The sequence below is a fragment of the Hyphomonas neptunium ATCC 15444 genome, from assembly GCF_000013025.1.
GTDB lineage: Bacteria > Pseudomonadota > Alphaproteobacteria > Caulobacterales > Hyphomonadaceae > Hyphomonas > Hyphomonas neptunia.
The window spans coordinates 2,609,858-2,629,221 of the sequence record NC_008358.1 but is presented as its reverse complement, the minus strand read 5'-3'; the positions used below and the strand labels follow the sequence as shown (position 1 = coordinate 2,629,221).

The 19,364-nt window shown below is 61.0% G+C and carries 16 protein-coding genes and 1 tRNA gene; 14 read left to right on the top strand and 3 right to left on the bottom strand.

Translation table 11 applies throughout. From position 1 onward, the window contains the following. Positions 1 to 460: 460 nt before the first annotated feature. The gene (locus HNE_RS12345) at positions 461 to 802 is read right to left on the bottom strand and encodes a hypothetical protein (RefSeq protein WP_035590991.1); all 342 of its coding nucleotides are present in this window, start codon (positions 800 to 802) and stop codon (positions 461 to 463) included. A gap of 428 nt (positions 803 to 1,230) precedes the next feature. Here HNE_RS12345 and HNE_RS12340 point away from each other — a divergent pair, with 428 nt between their 5' ends. The 3 genes from HNE_RS12340 to HNE_RS12330 all read left to right on the top strand — a co-directional run bounded on the left by HNE_RS12340 (position 1,231) and on the right by HNE_RS12330 (position 4,966). Further along, positions 1,231 to 1,710 (top strand): hypothetical protein, encoded by a 480-nt coding sequence (locus HNE_RS12340; protein ID WP_011647489.1) that lies wholly within the window; start codon positions 1,231 to 1,233, stop codon positions 1,708 to 1,710. Positions 1,711 to 1,784: 74 nt separating this feature from the next. Further along, positions 1,785 to 2,525 (top strand): fimbria/pilus periplasmic chaperone, encoded by a 741-nt coding sequence (locus HNE_RS12335; RefSeq protein ID WP_011647488.1) that lies wholly within the window; start codon positions 1,785 to 1,787, stop codon positions 2,523 to 2,525. Between the two features lie 26 nt (positions 2,526 to 2,551). Beyond that, a complete protein-coding gene (locus HNE_RS12330; RefSeq protein ID WP_011647487.1) occupies positions 2,552 to 4,966 on the top strand; it encodes a fimbria/pilus outer membrane usher protein in 2,415 nt (804 codons plus the stop codon). Here the strand turns inward: HNE_RS12330 and HNE_RS18590 are convergent. Continuing rightward, positions 4,953 to 5,399: a hypothetical protein gene (locus tag HNE_RS18590; RefSeq protein ID WP_148205883.1), complete on the bottom strand. Its 447-nt coding sequence runs from the start codon at positions 5,397 to 5,399 to the stop codon at positions 4,953 to 4,955. The genes HNE_RS12330 and HNE_RS18590 overlap by 14 nt on opposite strands. Before the next feature lie 72 nt (positions 5,400 to 5,471). On the opposite strand from HNE_RS18590, the gene HNE_RS18585 reads away from it, so the two are divergent. From HNE_RS18585 to mnmH, 3 genes are all read left to right on the top strand, one after another. Then, a complete protein-coding gene (locus HNE_RS18585; protein WP_148205882.1) occupies positions 5,472 to 5,813 on the top strand; it encodes a hypothetical protein in 342 nt (113 codons plus the stop codon). An 83-nt stretch (positions 5,814 to 5,896) separates the two neighbouring features. After that, entirely contained in the window at positions 5,897 to 6,280 is a 384-nt protein-coding gene (locus tag HNE_RS12320) for a hypothetical protein (protein WP_035590989.1), read from the top strand. Between the two features lie 454 nt (positions 6,281 to 6,734). Next, complete coding sequence (mnmH, locus tag HNE_RS12315) at positions 6,735 to 7,817, top strand: tRNA 2-selenouridine(34) synthase MnmH (protein ID WP_011647483.1); 1,083 nt, start codon at positions 6,735 to 6,737, stop codon at positions 7,815 to 7,817. Here mnmH and selD read toward each other — a convergent pair. After that, positions 7,810 to 9,996 carry a selenide, water dikinase SelD gene (gene selD, locus HNE_RS12310; protein ID WP_011647482.1) on the bottom strand — a complete coding sequence of 729 codons (2,187 nt, stop codon included), beginning with the start codon at positions 9,994 to 9,996 and terminating at the stop codon, positions 7,810 to 7,812. The two genes, mnmH and selD, sit on opposite strands and share 8 nt — an antisense overlap. Before the next feature lie 173 nt (positions 9,997 to 10,169). Between selD and selA the strand changes: the two genes are divergently transcribed. The 8 genes from selA (at position 10,170) to HNE_RS12265 (ending at position 19,362) form a co-directional block, all read left to right on the top strand. Next, positions 10,170 to 11,549, top strand: a complete 1,380-nt coding sequence (gene selA / locus HNE_RS12305; protein ID WP_233351909.1) for an L-seryl-tRNA(Sec) selenium transferase — start codon at positions 10,170 to 10,172, stop codon at positions 11,547 to 11,549. After that, positions 11,546 to 13,417 (top strand): selenocysteine-specific translation elongation factor, encoded by a 1,872-nt coding sequence (gene selB / locus HNE_RS12300; RefSeq protein WP_011647480.1) that lies wholly within the window; start codon positions 11,546 to 11,548, stop codon positions 13,415 to 13,417. The genes selA and selB overlap by 4 nt, the downstream gene beginning before the upstream one ends. 40 nt (positions 13,418 to 13,457) lie before the next feature. Further along, a tRNA-Sec gene (locus HNE_RS12295) sits at positions 13,458 to 13,552 on the top strand. A gap of 70 nt (positions 13,553 to 13,622) precedes the next feature. After that, positions 13,623 to 15,212 (top strand): TlpA family protein disulfide reductase, encoded by a 1,590-nt coding sequence (locus tag HNE_RS12290; RefSeq protein WP_011647479.1) that lies wholly within the window; start codon positions 13,623 to 13,625, stop codon positions 15,210 to 15,212. Between the two features lie 56 nt (positions 15,213 to 15,268). After that, positions 15,269 to 15,787, top strand: a complete 519-nt coding sequence (locus tag HNE_RS19065) for a UGSC family (seleno)protein (protein WP_011647478.1) — start codon at positions 15,269 to 15,271, stop codon at positions 15,785 to 15,787. Between the two features lie 120 nt (positions 15,788 to 15,907). Then, positions 15,908 to 16,315 (top strand): hypothetical protein, encoded by a 408-nt coding sequence (locus HNE_RS12275; protein ID WP_011647477.1) that lies wholly within the window; start codon positions 15,908 to 15,910, stop codon positions 16,313 to 16,315. A gap of 389 nt (positions 16,316 to 16,704) precedes the next feature. Then, a complete protein-coding gene (locus tag HNE_RS12270; protein ID WP_011647476.1) occupies positions 16,705 to 17,160 on the top strand; it encodes a (2Fe-2S)-binding protein in 456 nt (151 codons plus the stop codon). Positions 17,161 to 17,175: 15 nt separating this feature from the next. Beyond that, the gene (locus HNE_RS12265) at positions 17,176 to 19,362 is read left to right on the top strand and encodes a xanthine dehydrogenase family protein molybdopterin-binding subunit (protein ID WP_011647475.1); all 2,187 of its coding nucleotides are present in this window, start codon (positions 17,176 to 17,178) and stop codon (positions 19,360 to 19,362) included. The last annotated feature ends 2 nt before the right edge of the window (positions 19,363 to 19,364 follow it).

Genomic DNA, 19,364 nt, shown 5'->3' with positions numbered 1-19,364 from the left:
GAGCCCCGCTGCTCACCCATATCGGGCTCGGCGATTGCATAAGCGCTCGGGTATCCCTTTCGAGTGGCTGTCCTCTAGTCCATCGCCGGTCAGCCTTTCACCGCTAAAGTGGTGCACAACGATTCTGTTATGACGAATAACAACAGGGTGTTGTGTGGTTTTCCCCGTTCCGTGCCGATTTACAGGGAGTTTCCGCACAAGATCAGGGAGTGCCTCTGGAGGGCACGATAAAACGTACATCATTTCAGAGAGGTGCGCGCAAATTCCCTAAACGCGGAACAGGGATAAGTGGGTGGGCCAAAATGAATTCATTCGGTCAGTCCGAATTCTCCTCAAGCCCTGCCAGCCTTGCATCATAGGCTTGTTCAACGATCGTTCGTATTGAAATCACGTCTTCGTAGACAAGGGGCAAAAGCGACTCGGTCATAAAAATCCCAGAGAGGCCGCGGTCTTTGTCGATCTAGGGATAGGCGCCGAATGCGCCCGCACTCTGCATGATGCTACAGTTTCCATCGTCGCCTTCATGGCACCATTGCCCGAGCGCGTACTCCCAGTCGGACCTCGCTACACCCGGCATTGCGCCCCGGTTCAAACCGGCCGTCACGACGGTGGAGAGGTCTGCCACGGCTTCCTCGGTAAGTATGCGGCGCCCGTTGTGTATTCCTCCGCCGGCGATCATTCTGAGAAAGTTTCCATAGTCAGCGGCGCTGATCTTCAACCCGCCGCCGATCAAAGGATTCGTCACGGCGCTGGGGGTGGTGACATTGCAGTCGAGTGGATGACAAAAATAGGCGCTCGTCATACCGAATGGTTCCGCCAACCGCTCAGTCTTGAAAGCCCGCCGGACGCACGTGAGAACGATTCCATTATTTTACTTTCCCGATATGCAACCTCCATCTGCAAGCTCCAGACGATCGGTATCTAAACTTCATCTCCTCGGCGATCTGTTGCCATTAATACAGAGACGGCGCGCGGGAGGGGGCATGAATTTAAGAACGATCCCCCTCTGATTTGGCCTCGATTGCAACTCACGGACGCATGGCCAAAATGGCGGCATCGCTGAACCTTGGCGTATGCGCGGCCAATGGCTCAATTCTCGATTGACAATGATTAAGGTATCTTTAACCATCGCGGCGCGCAGAGGGATTGGGGGTGAGGCGTGTCCCCTCCAGTCTATCTGTCCGTCTGTCATCAGAAGTTGGCAGGCAAACCAAGTAATTGGAGTAAAAAATGAAGAAATCTATTCTGGCGCTGGCTGCGGCCGGTGCGATGGCGCTTGGCGCTCATGCTGACTCGTCTGAGACTTTCACCGTACAAGGTGATGTGCCGGTAATCTGTGAAGCCGTAAACAATTCGGTTGCTGACCCTGAAATTATTGATCTGACGCTCAGCACAGAGCAGACCCTGGGTAGCTTTACCTACGTCTGCAACACCGCGGCCGGCTTCACCCGCACGATCTCCTCAGCCAGTGGCGGCTTCCTGGTGAACGGCTCTCAGCAGCTCGCTTACAACGTCTCCCATGGTGGCGGGTCGGGTCTGAGCTTCAGCCCCGAACAGCTTACCAGCCCGAAGGTGACCAACCTCAGCGGCTCGTCTGCTTTCATCGCAGGTCAGACTGGCGCTTTCCGGGTTCAGGTCTCCGGCAGCACGGCCGGTCTCTATGCAGGCACCTTTGAAGATGATGTCACCCTGGTGGTGACGGCGAACTAATCCGGCTCCGCCCGGACATAGGGTCGAGCCGGTTCAGGTGAGCCGGCTCGACTTCTTTTTGTGGAGTAACATACATGCATATACAGGGCCTCATCCGACTGGGCGCGCTCTTCCTGGTATCTCTCGCGCTGGCAGGCGAAGCGCTGGCGTTTCGCTTAAGCCCGATGCGATACATCCTGGCGCCAGCTGGGACGGACGCGGAAATCACCCTTCGGCTCGAGAATACCTATCCGGTGGACCTTCCCATCGAGGTGGAGGTGTTTCGCCGCACGATTACGGAGGACGGGAAAGAGGTTCGGGAACCTGCTGACGATGACTTTCTCGTCTTCCCCCCCCAGAGCCTCGTGCCGGCGGGTCAGGAGCAGGCTTTCCGGGTTCGGTATGTCGGGCCACCCAGCCTGGACGTCATGGAAAGTTACGTCGTCATGTTCCGTCAGCTGCCGATCCGCAATCGGGCGGAAGGCAATTCGGGGATCGATGTCATGATGGCGCTCGGGACCGCCGCTTATGTATCTCCCCCCGGCGCCACGGCAAATCTGTCCCTTGGTGTGGAAGCCCTCCCGGATAATCCCGACCAGATCGATATATGGGTTACCAATAGCGGCAACGCGTATGGTTATGTTGATCAGTTTCACATCCGGCTTCAGACCGAGGAAGGCGCGAGTGCGGTCATACCTCCGTCCGTGAGCACTCAGGGCCTCGAAACCCCGCTGATCATGCCCAACGCCCGGCGTAAGCTGAGGGTGGATATTCCGGAAACATTAAGCGGTCAGCCGATTGTCAGCGCGGAAATATCTGCTCTGCCTGCTGAGTAGGTGCGGCAGAGAGACCGGTACTTTCCGTGAATTGGCAGCGCGCTCTTCTTCTGACGTCAGCGACCTGGTTTGGCGGGGGCAAGGCCCTCGCTGAGCCTTTTCCTGAAGCGCCTCAGTCGCTGGAACTGACCTTTCCAGTCTCGGTCAATGGGCAGCTTGCGGGCAATGTCCTGGCTGATGTTGGGCTGCGAACCGATCCGAATGTTGATGCGGAACAGCTATTAGGCCTCCTCTCAAAGACCTTCGACCAGAATGTCCTTAGCCGGATTGCTTCAAATTTGCCTGACGAGCGCCGCGTCGGCTTGGACAGGCTGCGCACCGCCGGGCTTGATATACGATACAATTCCCAGGCGCTCCGTCTGGAAATAACTGCCACAGAGCAGGAAACCCGGCAGCAGATCCTCTCGCTGACCGGTGTGCAGCGGCCCGATCCGGCCAATTACCTGGCGCCCTCCCGCGCCGCGGCCGGCATCACCGCTTCGCTGCTCGCCGAATACCGCCATGAGACCGATGTCGGGGATGCCGGCTTCCAGCCGGTCGAGGCGGCGGCCCAGGGTTTTGTGAATGTGGGAGGTTTTGAAGGTTTCACGCTCGATTTCGATGTGCGGGTCACCGAAGACGCCGAGCTGATCCGGAACGGCGTTGTTCTCTCCAAGGATGATTATGAGCGGGGCATCCGTTACTCGGCGGGCGATATCGATCCGCCGGTTACCGGCTTCCAGTCAACACCTACCTTGGGCGGTCTATCTGTCAGCCGGCAATTTGGTACAATTCAGCCCTTCCGCGACATTCGCCCTAGCGGCCAGCAGGGGCTTTACCTCCAACGGGCCGCTACAGTCGATGTGGTCGTCAATGGAGTCATTATCCGCACACTGAACCTGGCTGCCGGGCGCTATGAGCTCAGGGACTTTCCCTTCATTGATGCGGCCGCAGATGTTGAGTTCTATGTTGACGACGGAGCGGGACGCCAGCAGGTGGCCTCGCTCTCCCTGTTTGGCAGTGACGGACTGATCGAGCCGGGTGTAAGTGTCTTTTCCGGGACGCTTGGCCTGCAGTCGGAAACACGGACACCTAATGAGAACTATGATGGCGACCTCGCTTTTACAGGATACTATGAACGCGGCCTGACGCGGGGCCTGACACTGGGCGCGAATATTCAGGCGAGCGCGCGCGAATCCACGATCGGTTTGCGGGCCGCAACAGCGTCGGGCTTGGGGCGAATTTCGGTGGACATGGCCGGCAGCACGCGAGAGGGCGGGCAGGGTCAGGAAACCGGTTATGCCTTCGCGGCCACTTATCGCAACTTCTTCAATGTGACAGAAGAGCTGGGCGCGAGCCTTGAGCTGGCAGCCTCCTCCTATTCGCCGCATTTTTCGACCCTCGGGGACGGTCTGGATATTCAGCCTCGAGAGTGGGACGCTGCCGCCAGAGCGTCAGTCCAGCTGCCGGCAGCCGCCAGTGTTACGGTAGGCGCCCGTCTCTCTCGTGGACGCGGAACTGTTCCGGATGAAGAACAATATGACGTATCTGTCAGCAAGCTGTTCGGGCGTGTGAACACCTTTGTCAGTGTCGGTTATGATGCCGTCACCCAGAATGCGACAGGCCGGATCGGGGTCAGTCTCAGATGGGGGCAGCGCTCTGCGGTAAGATCGTCCTATAACAGCCGGAATGATCTCTTCGTGGTGGAAGCCGAGCGGATGCCGCGTCTGCAGGTGAAGGATCTGAGCGGACGATTTGGGTATGAACGCCGGCCAGAGGCGGATGTCATATATGGCGATGGTCTTTATCGGGGTAATCGCGTCGAGATTGCCGCGAGGCACATTATGGCGGCGCCGGATGTCAGCCGCAGTCCGTCGGAGCAGATCACGACTGCCCGGGTGTCGACCGGTATCGGGATAACGCCAGAAGGATGGGCCCTGGGCCGGCGCACCGATGAAGGGTTTGCGATTGTGCGCCCTCACAAGTCGCTGCGAGGCCAGGATATTGATCTGGGCGCGGGTTATGCGCGGGGCGCCGTTGCAAAAGTGGACGGCCTGGGCGCGGTGGCGGTGCCACTCATACAGCCTTATGTCCCACAATCTGTCCGGGTCGATGTGCGAAATCTTCCGGCAGGCTATGACATTGGATCTGCTAGATATGATGTGATGCCGGGTTCGGGTTCGGGCTATAACATCGTGATCGGCTCTGACGCTTCCTACACGATCGTTGGCACTCTGGTGTCAGAGACGCGAGATCTTTACCTCTCTACCGGCACCCTCACATCTCAGGAATCCGGAGAAGCCTACGCGTTCTTTACAAATAGAACCGGCCGGTTCGTGTTAGAGCGGATCGCGCCGGGTGATTATGAATTACGGCTCGATGGCGATGACTTTGCCGTCAATCTGAAAATAACCGAAAGCGAAGAATCTTATGTCGATCTTGGGAATATCATTCTCCCCTAAAAACCTCGCCGGGCTCGCTTTCCTTGGCGCGCTGCTTGTCCAGGGCGCCGACGCCGGATGTGAAGCAGAAATTCGCCGGGTTGAGGCGCCGGGCGTTTTGCTTGACCCGTTCGATGCCCGTCAGCGGCCCGCTCAGATCAGCCTGGTGATTGCTAACCATGGAGATGAGGACTGTGTTGCCTCCGTAGTGATCCGGGACCAGCTCCACCAGCAAGGCGCCCGCGCGTCCCGGCAGGGAGTTGAGCTGGAATTCATCGAACGGCGCCGCTCCGCAGTGTCGGTTCCCGGAGCGCTCGCCATTAAGGACGTCCGGGTGCCGGCCGGAAAGGAACAGGAAATTCAGTTTACACCACAATTGAGCTTTACCAATGTGCCCCTTCGGGGCGCGCGTCAGTTCGAACTGACTGCAGATATCTACGATGGAAGCCTTCAAAGTCAGGCTGGTTCGACGCCCTTTGACCTGAACGTTGAGGTTCTGGCCTCAACGGCAATTTCGCTTGCGGGAATGAACGCCGACAGGACCGTTTATCTGGGCGACCTTCGTCCCGGGGCGCGCGGCAACGCCAGCTTTTATGTTCAATCCAATGGTCCGTACAAGATGACTATCCGGTCAGAGAATCGCGGGGTTCTGACGCATACGGAAGACCGCCGGCTGGCGGGTATACGCTATGAAGTCCAGGCCGATGATCAGATCGCTTCGCTGACGCAGGCCATGACCGTTTACCGGAATGACCGCACGCCGCTGCTCGGGGACAGAATGATCCTTGGTATCCGTACGGCGCCCAGCCCTCTGTCTTTTGCAGGCACGTACAAGGATATCATCGAGGTCGAGGTGACACCTTACTGAATTCCAGCGAGGCTGGCTGGTCTTATTAACGGATTTTTTTTGCATGCCGCTTACCGTCCAGCGCTTCGGCACCGGAGGCGGCTATGCGTGCATTATTCGTTGTTTGGGCTTTGACCGCCATTGTCGGCTCAGCATCTGCTGACACGACCAGCCGCTTGAAAGTTGCGGGCGTCGTGCCGCCCCACTGCGATTTTCAGACCGGGTCAGTCACGCTTTCTCTTCTGATGCCTGGATCATGGGCCGGACAGGCGGATTACAACTGTAACGCGCCCCACCTCATTATTGTCGATCTCGGCCCGGATATGGGAGGGGCACAAGTCGCTGTCAGCGGTATCGCCCATCGGGTGGGAGCAGACGGCACGGCCCGCATATATCGCTCCGGAGCGCATTTCGGGTCAGCGACCCTCGCCATCGAAACGCCCAACCCGTCACCTCCGAAAATTCTGCTGTCCTTCCAGCCCATGTGAGGCGCGGCCTGCCCTTAGGGTATGGCGCCGGCAATTCCCTTCGTATCATCTGTACGTACAGGAAGTGCCATAACAGATCTGACCCTGTTGGTGGCGATACGCCAGAGCTGTTTGTGAATACGACGGGATTCCCTCCGCTGTTCTCCGAGGTACGACGGGTCATTGTAACTGATGCTGGCCGCGCCGCATTGTGTGCTGGCCTCTCGAATCGCCTGTGGGCAGGATAAGCAGCAGCAGCACGACAATGGATCGAAGAGACTAAAGCCTGAATGGTCGGTGTCACACTTCCGCCGGCAGCGACTCTGCAGAAGGTTGTCTGGGTTCATTCGTCTGCACCCAATCATTTCAATCATCATGGAAATACAAGAAAGGGCCAGGTTGAAATCGTTACCTGACACCTCCCTCGCCGGTAATACGGCTCTTGTCTGGGACGGTAGAGTAATTAGGCAGGCGTATGGTCTATGTTCTGAAGAACCTTCGCGATCTGGCCGACACTTCGTTTGACGAGATTATCGACGTGCGTTCGCCCGGCGAGTTTCAGGATGATCATGTGCCCGGCGCCATCAACCTGCCCGTTCTGGACGATGAGGAACGTGCTCTTGTGGGGACGATCTACAAGCAGGAGAGCGCCTTTCGTGCCCGCAAGATCGGCGGCGCGCTGGTGGCAAAGCGCGCGGGCCTGAACATCGAGCGCCACCTCCTCGACAAGCCAGGCAGCTACAGGCCGCTGGTCTATTGTTGGCGCGGGGGCATGCGCTCGGGCGCATTTGCGACGATCCTGAAGCAGATCGGGTGGCGGGCCGAAATACTGGAAGGCGGTTACAAGTCTTATCGCCGCGCGGTCGTGGATTTGCTCTACGCGCCCGGCAGTCCGGCCGAGGTGCTGGCCCGGCGTATCATCGTTGTGGACGGCAATACGGGGACGGCCAAGACCGACCTGCTTCACCGCATGGCGGCGCGCGGCGCCCAGGTGATGGATCTGGAAGGTCTGGCGGGGCACCGCGGATCGCTGTTTGGCGGACTGGACGCCTGCCAGCCGTCTCAGAAAACTTTCGACAGCGCGATTGCCCGGCAGCTTGTGATGTTTGATCCGGCACGGCCGATTTTTGTCGAGGCGGAGTCCAGCCGGATTGGCCGGCTAGCCCTGCCGAATGTCCTCTGGTCTCTGATGCGTGCAGCGCCCAAGGTCCGGCTGGAGGCCTCGCTCTCAGAGCGCGGAGCTTATCTCGCCCTGGCCTATGCCAATATTGCGTCTGACCGCGACCGGCTTTCCCGGACGCTGGACCTCCTTAAACCCTACCATGCCGCAGACCGCCTGAAGACCTGGCATGCGCTGGCCGCGGAGGGACGAATGGAGGACCTTGCCCGTGAACTTGCGGCGCATCACTATGACCCGAAATACGCCCGGCAGCGCGCCCGCGACCTGCGGCCGGAACTCGGTTGCGTGCGGCTGCAGGGGTTTGGTCCTGATGCGCTGGATCGCGCCGCGCAGGAAGTTCTGACCCTTGCTGGCGACGCTCTCACTGGTATCAGTTGACAAGGATGCGGGGCGGGCCCTCTTCAATTCGGCCGATCACAAAGGCTGGCTCTCCCTCCGCCTGAAACGCCGATAGCAAGCCGGTGACACTTTGGGACGGAACAACCGCCAGCAACCCGCCTGCAGTCTGCGGATCGTAGATGAGATCACTGATGGGCGATGCCGGACGCGAAATACGCGGCTCAAGGCTCGCATTCGATTGCCATAGGGATGAGCGGATGCCCTGAGCTGAGAGTTGCTCAGCACCCGGAAGAACAGGTAGGTCCGGCAGTGCAATTCTGGCCGACACATCGGATGCCTCCAGAATGCTCATGAGGTGCCCAGCTAGTCCGAAACCCGTAACGTCTGTCATTGCATGCGCGGCCGGGGCGAGGATTTTCGAGGCGGCGGCCAGCGGGCGCTGCATGCTGGCGAGCGCGTGTTCTACATCCTTGCCGCGGGCAAGCCCGCGCATCTCGGCGGCGAGAATCACGCCTGTTCCGAGCGGCTTAGTCAGCAGGATCGCATCGCCTGGCCGGGCGCCTGTGAGGCCAATGGCCGGGCCATCCAGCAAGCCGGTGACTGTGAGCCCGATTGTCAGTTCACGGCCCATGCTTGTGTGCCCGCCGACGAGGTCTGCGCCTGCGGCGCGCAGTACGTCGCTTACAGCGGCGACCACTTCCGCGACCGTCGCCTTCTGCATCGGGTCACTCATGCGCGGAATGATCAGGGAGAGGAGCGCAGATTGCGGCGCAGCGCCCATCGCACAGACATCGCCAAGAGCATGAACGGCGGCAATGCGGGCCATGAGATACGGATCGTCGACGAATGCCCGCAGATGATCTGTGCTAATGACCTGAAGACGCGCCCCTGAGCGCAGCACGGCGGCGTCATCACCCGCCCCGGTGATTGTATCGGCGTGCAGGGCAGGGGGCAGGCCCGAAAGGGCAGAGATCAGATTCTGGCGGCCGACCTTTGACCCGCAGCCTCCGCAAAGCGGCTCTGACCGGGTTTCTGCTTCCTCATCCAGCGCGCGCACGCGGGGCGGGGGCGGCGTGCGCATGGCGGGCAGGTCATGCAGGCGGGCCATGAATGTCTTGTCGATATGGTCTTTCAGCCGCCAGACGGATCGGCCGGAAAGTGTGAAGAAATGTTTGTGCCCAACGGCAGACCTGTCGCCTTTGGATATGAGTTTCAGATAGTCAGACTGCGGCGCAAATTCCCGCAATGTCTGGCCGCTGAGGCGGGCTCTGAGGTTTTCGAACAGGATGGGCGCTGCGCGCACGGCGTACACGCCCGCCTTTGGACGGGGGGCATGGGTCAGGTGGGCGCAATCTCCGGCCGCGAAAACATCCGGGTCTGTCAGGGTGCGCAGGTCTGGTCCGACATTGAGGAAGCCGCCTGTGTGCGCAAGGCCCGTTTCCGCGAGCCAGGGGTAGGGCCGTGCCCCGGCCGCACTGACGATGAAATCCGCCGGCAGGCTTTCGCGCCCTGCAAGCGCGATTGCGCCGCTGGAGATGCGCGTGACCTGCGCGCCGGTAAGGACGGTTATGCCCGAACGCGAGAGTGCGCGCATCAAGATCCGTCGGGTTACGGCGCTGGTGGCCTGGAGCAGGCCGGGCCCGGATTCGATCAGGGTGATGCGGGCCTCAGCCAGGCCACTCGTTTTCAGCCGGTATGCCATGGCGAGGGCAAGCTCAACGCCCGCAACCCCGCCGCCGATCACGGCGCAGTCTGCGGGTCTGCCCTGCATCGCCGCCTTCTCGAGAAAGGATTGCCAGGCGCTTGCAAAAAGGCCGAGGGGTTTGACCGAATGGGCATGCTGGGTGAAGCCCTCGATACCGGGCAGTTCTGCGGTAGCGCCGATGTCGATCGAGACGACATCGTAGCGGATGGGCGGGCGCCCGGTGAGGTGGACCCGCTTGGCCATCAGGTCCAGGCCGCAGGCGGTATCGAATACGATCCGGGCACCCGCAAACCGTGCCAGGCGCACCAGATCGATATCGAGTTCATCGCGCGTGTAGTGACCCGCAATGTGGCCGGGGAGCATGCCGGTATAAGGGCTGGCCGCGCCCGGATTGATCAGCGTGACCCGCGCGCCTGGCAAAGGGTTCATTCCCCATTTGCGCAGGACAAGCGCATGGGTATGCCCGCCGCCGATGAGGACAAGGTCTCTCGAAAGGGGCCAGTCAGGGTGCATGTGCGTCGGATGCCTTTGCCAATAAGGTTGCGATCTTTAGGGGAGTGTGGCTGTCAGCGCCAGCGCGCGTGGCTGGCCGGGCCCGGGCGGCGCCCCGGCGTCATGTATTGATCCGGCGCGGTCTGCGCCTACAGTTGGGCTTGGCAGTGTGAGGGCCGCGCATGGGCAATCTCTTGAGACATCTGCCTCAGCTGGACGCGCTTCTCAGCACCGCGGCGATGGCGAGTTTGCTGGAGCGCTATTCACGCGAAGAAGTCGCCGATGCGCTGCGGGCAGCCTTGCAGGAGGTTCGAAAAGGGGTTCAGGCTGGCCACATGGACAGCCTGCCGGACTTTGAGAGCGCAGGTTTTGTGAGCGGCGTTATGGCCGGCATCGAAGCGCGGCGAAGGCCAAACCTGGTGGCCGCAATCAATGCAACCGGCATTATTATCCACACAAATCTCGGCCGGGCCCGTCTGGCGCCTGAGGCGATGGCCGCTGTGCAGGCCGCTGGCGCGCATGCGTCCAATCTCGAGCTTGATCTTGCCACAGGCAGGCGCGGCTCGCGATACGCGCACGTTGAAGCGCTGATCTGCGAGCTGACCGGCGCGGAGGCGGCACTGGTCGTGAACAATTGCGCGGCGGCCGTCCTCCTCAGCCTGATGGCGACCGCCCAGGGGCGAAAAGTCATCGCATCCCGGGGCGAACTGATCGAGATCGGCGGCTCCTTCCGCTTGCCGGATGTGATCCAGCAGAGCGGCGCGACGCTAAAGGAGGTGGGCGCCACCAACAAGACGCGCGCATCCGATTATGCCCAGGCGATCGATGCCGAGACGGCTGTACTTCTGAAGAGCCATACCAGCAACTACCAGATCGTCGGATTTACCCATGCGCCGCAGCGCGAAGAACTTGCTTCGCTGGCGCGTGAGACGGGCACGATCTTGATGGAAGACCTTGGAAGCGGCGTTCTGGTCGACCTGTCGCCGTATGGTCTGAATGACGAACCGGTTGTTTCTGATGTGCTCAAATCCGGAGTGGATGTCGTGATGTTTTCCGGCGACAAACTTCTCGGCGGGCCCCAATGCGGGATTATTGCAGGACGCGCTGACATAATTGTCAGCCTTAAAAAACATCCCCTCTGCCGGGCCGTGCGCATCGACAAGCTTTCGCTCGCAGCGCTGGAGGCAACTTTGCGCCTTTACCGGGCGCCGCATGACCCGTTTCAGAAAGTGCCGGTTCTGCGCGCCATCTCCCAGCCTGTGGAGGAGATCGAAGCGCGGGCGCGCCGGCTTGCCGGGGAGCTCACCGTCGCCGGCATCGTGGATGTTATGTGCATTCCGAGCAGGGCCTATGTCGGGGGTGGCTCCCTGCCGCAGCAAAACCTCGAGAGCTGTGCGGTTACAGTGATAGTGCCGCATCTCTCGCCCGATGCGCTCGCGGCGGCTCTGCGCGCTGCGCGCCCGCCCGTCATCGGCATGATCCGGGAAGACCGGTTCGTTATGGATGTTCGTACGCTGATCGATGGAGATCTTCCCGGGATTGTGGAAGCCTTTCGCCAGGTGGCCCTCCGGTGAAGTCTTGCCCTGTCATCGTGATCGGGCATGTCGACCATGGCAAGACTTCGCTGGTGGGCGCGCTGACCGGGATAGAAACCGACAGGCTTCCTGAAGAAAAGGCGAGGGGCCTCTCCATTACCTCCGGATTTGCCTATTTGAAGGGCGGCGATGCCAACATTGATCTGGTCGATGCACCCGGCCACCAGAACTTCATTCGTGCGATGGTCGGCGGCGCGGCGGGCGCCCGCAGCGCGGCGCTGGTGGTCTCCGCCGCCGAAGGGGTCGAGGCGCAGACACTCGAACACATCGCGGTCATAGAAACGCTCGGTATCCATGCCGGGATCGTCGTATTGAGCAAGGCAGACCTAGTGGCGCCTTCTGAGCGGCCCGGCCGGAAAGTGGCCCTGCAGGCGGCGTTGGCGGGAACCGCATTCCGCGACGCGCCGCTGATATTCTGCTCGGCTGTGACCGGCGAAGGCCTTGAAGATATTGCCGCAGCGCTGCGGGGTCTTGCCGCGCTTCCGGCAGGCGCCGGACCCGCTGGCGCCTTCCTCGCCATAGACCGGGTGTTTGTCGCCGAGGGTCACGGCACGGTGGTGACCGGCACACTGCTCGGCAGGTCGCTGAAGCCCGCGGACGAACTCTTGCTTGCGCCCTCAGGCGAGATAGTGACGATCCGGCGGATCGAGGTGCGCGGTGAGACTGTATCAATGGCGCAGCCGGGTGAGCGTACCGCGCTGAACCTGCGGGGCGTGGCGGCTTCCAAAATCAAACCGGGGGATGTCGTTCATGCGGCGGACGCTGGCGCAGCATCGCTCAACCTTGACGCTGCGATTTCTGTTTCTGCCAGAGCAGGCCGTCCTGTTCGTCACATGGAGGAAATCCGTGTGCTGTATGGAACGGGGAACGGGGTGGCGACGCTCCGTCTGCTTGGCCGCAAAGAGGTCAGTCCTGGCGAGACCGGATTTGCCCAACTGCGGTTTACGGCGCCCGCCGCCGCTTTCGCGGGTCAGCGCGCTGTCCTGCGCAGCCTGTCTCCGAGCCAGACACTGGGCGGCGCAATTATCCTTGATCCGGCGGCAACCCCTCTGACGGCCAGCAAAGCCTTACGGCTTGCAACCCTTGAGGCGGCTTATCGCGGTGATACGCTCGCTCTGGCCGCTGCCCTGGCTGCCGAGCAGGGCGGCGTCGCGCGCCTCGGTGATGTCTGCCGGCTGGCACGGGCGCCGGAAGCCTCGGTGCGGGCAAGTCTCGGTGAGGCCTTCACGCAAATCGCGGACGGGTTTGTCTCGCCGGCGGCTGTCGTGGCTGAAGCGCGGGACGCCTACCTGGCACGCCTTTGCGCCTATCACGCCGAGCACAGGTTGAGACCCCAGGCGCCGCGTTCGGAGATATTGGCCGGGCACGTGTCCCTTCTGCTCAACCTCCACGTCGAGGAAAGCCTCGCCGCTGCGGGCGTGATCCGGCTTTCCGGCGGCGGTGTGGCGCTTGCCATCCATGACGCGGCGGCAAACCTTACCCCGGACCAGACGGCGCGGATGCACGGGCTTGCCCGCCAGCTCCAGGCAGACGGACTGACGCCGTCAGGGACAGCGGCGCTGATCAGGAGCCCCGAAGATGCGGAGTTGCTCGAGCTGCTGGTTGAGAGGGGCGAGGTAATCCGGCTGAGCAATGTCTCGCTGAAGCAGACGATCTGGTTGCACGCAGAAGCGGTCTCGTCCGCAATACAGATGCTGAGAACGGGCTTTCCGGGCGAAACGGCTTTTACGACCGGAGAAGCGCGCGAAGCCCTGAAGACCAGCCGCAAGCATATTGTCCCGCTGCTGGAGTATCTCGACGCGGCCGGCATTACCCAGCGGCAGGGTGATACACGCTGCATGGTATGATGTTTGACGCAGCCCCCGGCGCCGCTAGTGTTGCGCTTCTGGAGGTGACTGGAGTCTGGTGGCTTCCCTGGTCTTCAAAACTATGGACACGCCGGCAAGGCGTGTGGTGGGTTCGATTCCCATCCACCTCCGCCAGCGGGCGCTGCTCTGGACAAATGCGGCTATGGGCCACCAATAGGCCGCCAAAAGACGAAGGAGAAACTCAATGACCGAAACAAAGCCGGCCTTTTCCCTCGCGTCTTTGTCGGGAAGCCAGCATGCCTTTCCAACAGGCGGCGCCTCCCTCATCGTATTCGTCAAGGAAGACTGCGAGACCTGCAACACCGCAGCGCCTGTGGTGGAGGCGCTTCACAAGGCGTATGGCGACAAAATTCAGGTGCTGATGCCGGCCCAGTCTGGCGAGGACAATGCGGTCTTCAGCGCGCGGCATAGCCTGACCTTTCCTGTCCTCGACGACACAAGCTGTCAGGCTTCGTTCGACTGGGACATCGAGATTGTGCCCTCTGTATTCTGGATGGACGCAGATGGCACCGTAAGAGAGCATTTCGAAGGGTTCGTGCGGCCGGAATGGGAAAAGCTCAACGCAGACCTTTCGGCGAGCCTCGGCCTGCCGGTGGCGCACATCGACTGGGCGAGCCTGCCCCCCTGGCGCCCCGGATGCGGATCGCGGCACCTTTATCCGGAAGTCCATGACAAGCTGCGCGCCGCTGCCGATGGTCAGTCCCTCCTGGCCCGCCGTATCGAGATTGCCGAAGCCGATGATGTGATCGAATTCATGTTCGATCAGGGCTTTTCCGATGGCTTGCCGCTGGTGCCGCCGACACCCGAACGCGTCCTGAAAATGTTGTCGGGCACCCACCGCGCGCCGCAGGACGTGATTGCGGTTGTTCCGCCGAACATGGGAGAGGCGACGACAGAAAAGATCGCCATCAATGCGGTGATGGCCGGCTGCAAACCGGAATACATGCCGGTTCTTATTGCAGCCCTGGAAGCGGTGTGTACGGACGAGTTCAATATCCACGGCGTGACAGCGACGACGATGGGGGCGGCGCCGGTGATTGTCGTCAATGGGCCAATCCGCGACAGGATCGGCATGAACAAGGGCCTCGGCGCGCTCGGTTCGGGCAATCGCGCCAATGCCACAATCGGGCGGGCGCTGCGCCTGATCGTCGGCAATGTCGGCGGCGGAAAACCAGGCGGGGTGGAGCGCTCCACGCTTGGTAACCCGATGAAATACACGATGTGCTTTGCCGAGAACGAGGAACGTTCTCCCTGGCCGCCGCTGCATGTCGAGCGTGGGTTCAACAAGGAAGATTCGGTCGTAACGGTCTTTGCGATGACGGGCGGGCCGGTTCACATCGTCGACCAGGAATCGCGGGCGCCTCAGGAGGTTGCGGGCTCGATCGGCCTCGGGCTGGAAGGGGTGTTTCTGCCAAAGCTGAGGAACATGCCCATCGACGCGCTGCTCGTCGTTTGCCCGGAGCATATCGATACGCTGATGAGTGAGGGCCCCTACACCAAGGCGCAGCTGCGCGCGCGTATTCAGGAAGTCACGATGCGGCCGCTGAGCGAAATGGTTGCAAGCGATACATCCGGAGCCGGTATCTCCAGAGCGACTGCCGTGAAAATGGGGGCCGAGAAGCTCAAAACCCCTGCGCCGAAATTTGCAGGGAAGGAATATATCCACATCGTTGTGGCCGGTTCAGACGCTGGCAAGTTCAGCTCCGCCTTTCATGGCTGGGCGACGGGGGAAATCGGGTCTCAGTCGGTCTCGCGCAAGATCGATTTGGGGTAGAGCGGGAGGCGCGAACATGTATGATTGTACCGACGTTCGCAGAAGAAGGGTGAAAGATGACAATAATTCTCGATCCGACCGATGAGCGAAAGCCCGTCTCGCGTCAGGTCACGGCGCGCGCCGGAAGCTTGAGCGGCACGGTTGGCCTGCTCGACATCCGCAAGCCCCGCGGCAACGTCCTGCTCGACGAACTCGAGCGGCAGCTGAAGGCGGCCGCGCCAGCGATCACCGTGAAGCGCTTCGCCAAGCCCACTTTCACCAAGCCATGCCCCGATGACCTGCGTCGCGACATCGCTGGCCAGGTCGACTATCTGGTCGAAGCGCTGGCTGATTGAGGTTCCTGTACGACGTGCAGTCTGCACGACACAGTCTGGTTTGAAATCCAGGGAATCCCATCGGTCTCCATCGCTTCATCAGAGTTCGAAGAAGCTGCCAATTTCCAGCGGAGCGCGCTCGGTATGCCGGACGCCCGGTATGTTCTTGTGCCGCATCCTATCCAGGATGCGACAGACGATGAGATGCGGGCCAAGGCGAAGCAGGCGCTATCGGCTATTATCGACGCTTTGACGCGGTGATCGCAAATATGTTGCGGTAGAACAGCTCGAGCTTTGAAGGTCCTCGGGGCGCGGGCTGTGCTTGCGAGGGCGCCTGCGGCGTGCTGAACTTCTATCGACCGATAGAGGGAGGGATTGATCGTGTTCGACAGGTTGCCAGATTTGCTGCTGCGGCATCGCAGGATTGTCGGCGCTGTGGCGATTGCCATCGCCGTCCTGACATGGACAATCGACCTTGCGGGGCTCGTCTATGAATGCCCTTTTTGCCGGAGCCAGCGCACCGTTATCGGCCTGCTCGGCTTGTTGCTCATGCTGCCAAATCCAGCGCACTGGCTGGTGCGCTATCTATCCGCCGTCTTTGCGGTGTTCGGTCTGACGGCCGCTTCGACACAGCATTTCAGGGGATGGGCAAACATCATGAGTGGAGAGTTCAAATGGGGCGAGCAGTGGTTTGTTAATCCGTGGATGCTCTCGGGCTTTGCCATCGGCATCATCACCGGTCTTCTTCTGCTGATCTGGACATGGAAGCGGGAGCAATCTGTGGGCTGAACTGAAATGTTGGCAGCGAGTATCGCAATTGGTGCCAATGGATAGCGCAGCTTTGTGATGCTGGCGACGCTGCGGCGCTATCCAAAATGCCCGATTGAGCTTCTAGGCTGCATCAAACTCATCTGTAGACTGCAGAAAATTCTAATCAGACGGCAATAAAGGCCAAAATGACCCCTCCAGCTGCTACCGCCTGATCGCTGTTTCCGGATGGCGGCGTCCGGAGAATTGCGAAATATCTACATTTCATCAAAATGCGTTTGACAAAGCCCGGCAAAGAAACGTGATTTGACTGGTCGGGAATCCTGTTCTCCGAATGGTAGATGAGAGCCCAGCACACGTGATACGCACCTGCAGACGCACCCTGCAGCGAATGGAAATGGAGACGCGACATGGCCAATCTGAAAGTCAATGGGAAACCGGTGTCCGTCGAGGCGGATGAGAGTACGCCGCTTTTGTGGGTTCTGAGGGAACAGCTTGGCCTGACGGGGACGAAATACGGATGCGGGATTGCAGCCTGCGGCGCCTGTACCATCCATATTGATGGGGCCGCCGTGCGCGCCTGCGTTTATCCGCTGGGCGCCCTTTCCGGGGAAGAAGAGATCACGACCATCGAGGGCCTTTCGGCGGATGGCAGCCATCCCGTTCAACAGGCCTGGGTGGAACTGGACGTGCCCCAGTGCGGTTATTGCCAGCCCGGCATGATCATGGCCGTGGCCGGCATGCTCAACAGCAACCCCAATCCTACCGACGAAGACATTGATCTTGAGATCACCAATATCTGCCGGTGCGGAACATTCACGCGTGTGCGCAAGGGCGTGCATCTTGCCAAGACCAAGAAAGCCTGAGGACGGGAGACGGATATGACTGGAATTACGGATCTTTCCCGCCGCGCCTTTATCATTGCCACCGGAGCGACCGGCTTGGCGATTGGTGTTCTTGCCGCCTGTGCACCCTCCACCCGAGAATCGGATGCCCCGGATGGGCCGCCGCCACCGGAAGTTAACGCCTGGGTGCATATCGGCACTGATGATGTGGTGACCATTCGCATCGCTCGCTCCGAGATGGGCCAGGGCACGCTGACCGGGCTTGCCCAGCTCGTCGCCGAAGAGCTTGAGTGCGACTGGGCCAAGGTACGCACAGAATATCCCACACCGGGCCAGAACCTCGCGCGGGACCGCGTGTGGGGCGACTTCCTGACGGGTGGTAGCCGGGGCATCCGGGCAAGCCATGATTATGTGCGCGAAGGCGGCGCGGCCGCGCGCGTCATGCTGGTCCAGGCGGCCGCCAACCGGTGGGGCGTCACGCCGGAAGACTGCACTGTGTCCAACAGCGTGATCACGCATACGGCGTCGGGCAAGACGCTGCGCTTCGGTGAAGTTGTCTCTGATGCTGCCACTCTGACGCCCCCGGAATCCGTGACGCTGAAAGACCCCTCTGAGTGGAAGCTTATCGGTAAGGCGGTCCAGCGGCTCGATACGGCCGGCAAGGTGACCGGCGAGCAGCTTTATGCGACCGACCTGAAATTCGACGGCATGCTGAACGCCGCGATCAAGGCGGCTCCGAAGCGTGGCGGGACTGTAGCCTCCTTCGACGCTTCCACCGTTTCTGGCATGCCGGGCGTGAAAAAGGTTGTGCAGGTGGATGAGACCGCTGTTGCCGTGGTTGCCGACAGCTGGTGGCAGGCCAAGACCGCGCTGGATGCCCTGCAGATTGAATGGGCACCGGGCGAAGGGTCTGATTATTCGAGCGCCGCGTTCGAGGCCGAGCTTGATGCCGGGCTGACTGCGACGGATGCGTTTATTGGAAATCAGACCGGCGATGTCGACGCCGCCTTCCGCGAGGCCTCAAAGGTGGTGGAGGCGAGCTATAATGCGCCTCACCAGAACCATGCCTGTATGGAGCCGATGAATGCCACCGCCGTGTGGACACCGGAGAAATGCGAAGTCTGGTGCCCCACGCAGAATGGCGAAGCGGCGCTGGCGGCGGCCTCTGAGGCGGCTGAGCTGCCGATCGAGCAGTGCGAGGTCTACAAGCAGCTACTGGGCGGCGGGTTCGGTCGCAAGGGCGCAACGGATTATGTCTCGCAAGCGGTGAAGATCGCCAAGCAGATGCCGGGGACGCATATCAAGCTGCTCTGGTCGCGCGAAGAGGATATGGAGCAGGGCTTCTACCACCCGATCTCCAAAGGCCGCTGCCAGGGGGCGCTGGACGCAGATGGCAACCTGATCGGGCTGAAGATCCGCATCTCCGGTCAGTCGATCCTTGCCGGTATCATGCCGCAGGCGCTGGTCAACGGGATGGATTTTGCGACGTTCCAGGGGCTTCTGCCCGCCGGGACCGATCCACGGTTTGAAGACCAGTCACTGAAATACACTTTTCCGGCCCTGGTGGTGGACCATGCGATGCGCAATCCGCCGGTGCGGCCCGGTTTCTGGCGCGGCGTGAATGCGAACCAGAACGCGATTTACCTTGAATGCTTCATGGATGAGCTGGCCCATGCGGCCGGGCGCGATCCGCTGGAATTCCGCCTCGCCCACCTGCAGAACAGCCCGCAGCTTGCGGCCGTGCTGCAGGCGGTGGCGGATAAATCCGGCTGGGGCGCGGATGACGGGATGTCTCGCGGGCTCTGCTGCTATTATTCCTTCGGCAGCTATACGGCGGCCTGCGCGGAGGTGACCGTTTCGGATGACGGTGAGCTGAAGATCCACCGGATCGTGGCGGCGACCGATCCGGGCTATGGGGTAAACCCGCAGCAGATCGATGCGCAGGTGTCCGGATCTTTTGTGTACGGCCTGTCCGCGATGATGCATCAGGAAGTCACGTTTGTGGACGGCGAAGTCCAGCAGAAGAATTTCGACACCTATGACTCGATGCGGATTGCAGAGATGCCGGAGGTCGAAACGCTGGTCATGCCCTCGGGCGGATTCTGGGGCGGGGTCGGCGAGCCCACGATTGCCGTGGCGCCGCCTGCGGTGCTCAATGCCATCTTCGCGGCGACGGGTAAGCGGATACGCAAGCTTCCGATCAAGGATCAGGCCCTGCGTTGATA

Coding starts and splice junctions, on each gene's coding strand:
- HNE_RS12345 (WP_035590991.1), bottom strand. CDS start 802: ATGACGAGCGCCTATTTTTGTCATCCACTCGACTGCAATGTCACCACC.
- HNE_RS12340 (WP_011647489.1), top strand. CDS start 1,231: ATGAAGAAATCTATTCTGGCGCTGGCTGCGGCCGGTGCGATGGCGCTT.
- HNE_RS12335 (WP_011647488.1), top strand. CDS start 1,785: ATGCATATACAGGGCCTCATCCGACTGGGCGCGCTCTTCCTGGTATCT.
- HNE_RS18585 (WP_148205882.1), top strand. CDS start 5,472: ATGAACGCCGACAGGACCGTTTATCTGGGCGACCTTCGTCCCGGGGCG.
- HNE_RS12320 (WP_035590989.1), top strand. CDS start 5,897: ATGCGTGCATTATTCGTTGTTTGGGCTTTGACCGCCATTGTCGGCTCA.
- mnmH (WP_011647483.1), top strand. CDS start 6,735: ATGGTCTATGTTCTGAAGAACCTTCGCGATCTGGCCGACACTTCGTTT.
- selD (WP_011647482.1), bottom strand. CDS start 9,996: ATGCACCCTGACTGGCCCCTTTCGAGAGACCTTGTCCTCATCGGCGGC.
- HNE_RS12290 (WP_011647479.1), top strand. CDS start 13,623: ATGACCGAAACAAAGCCGGCCTTTTCCCTCGCGTCTTTGTCGGGAAGC.
- HNE_RS12270 (WP_011647476.1), top strand. CDS start 16,705: ATGGCCAATCTGAAAGTCAATGGGAAACCGGTGTCCGTCGAGGCGGAT.
- HNE_RS12265 (WP_011647475.1), top strand. CDS start 17,176: ATGACTGGAATTACGGATCTTTCCCGCCGCGCCTTTATCATTGCCACC.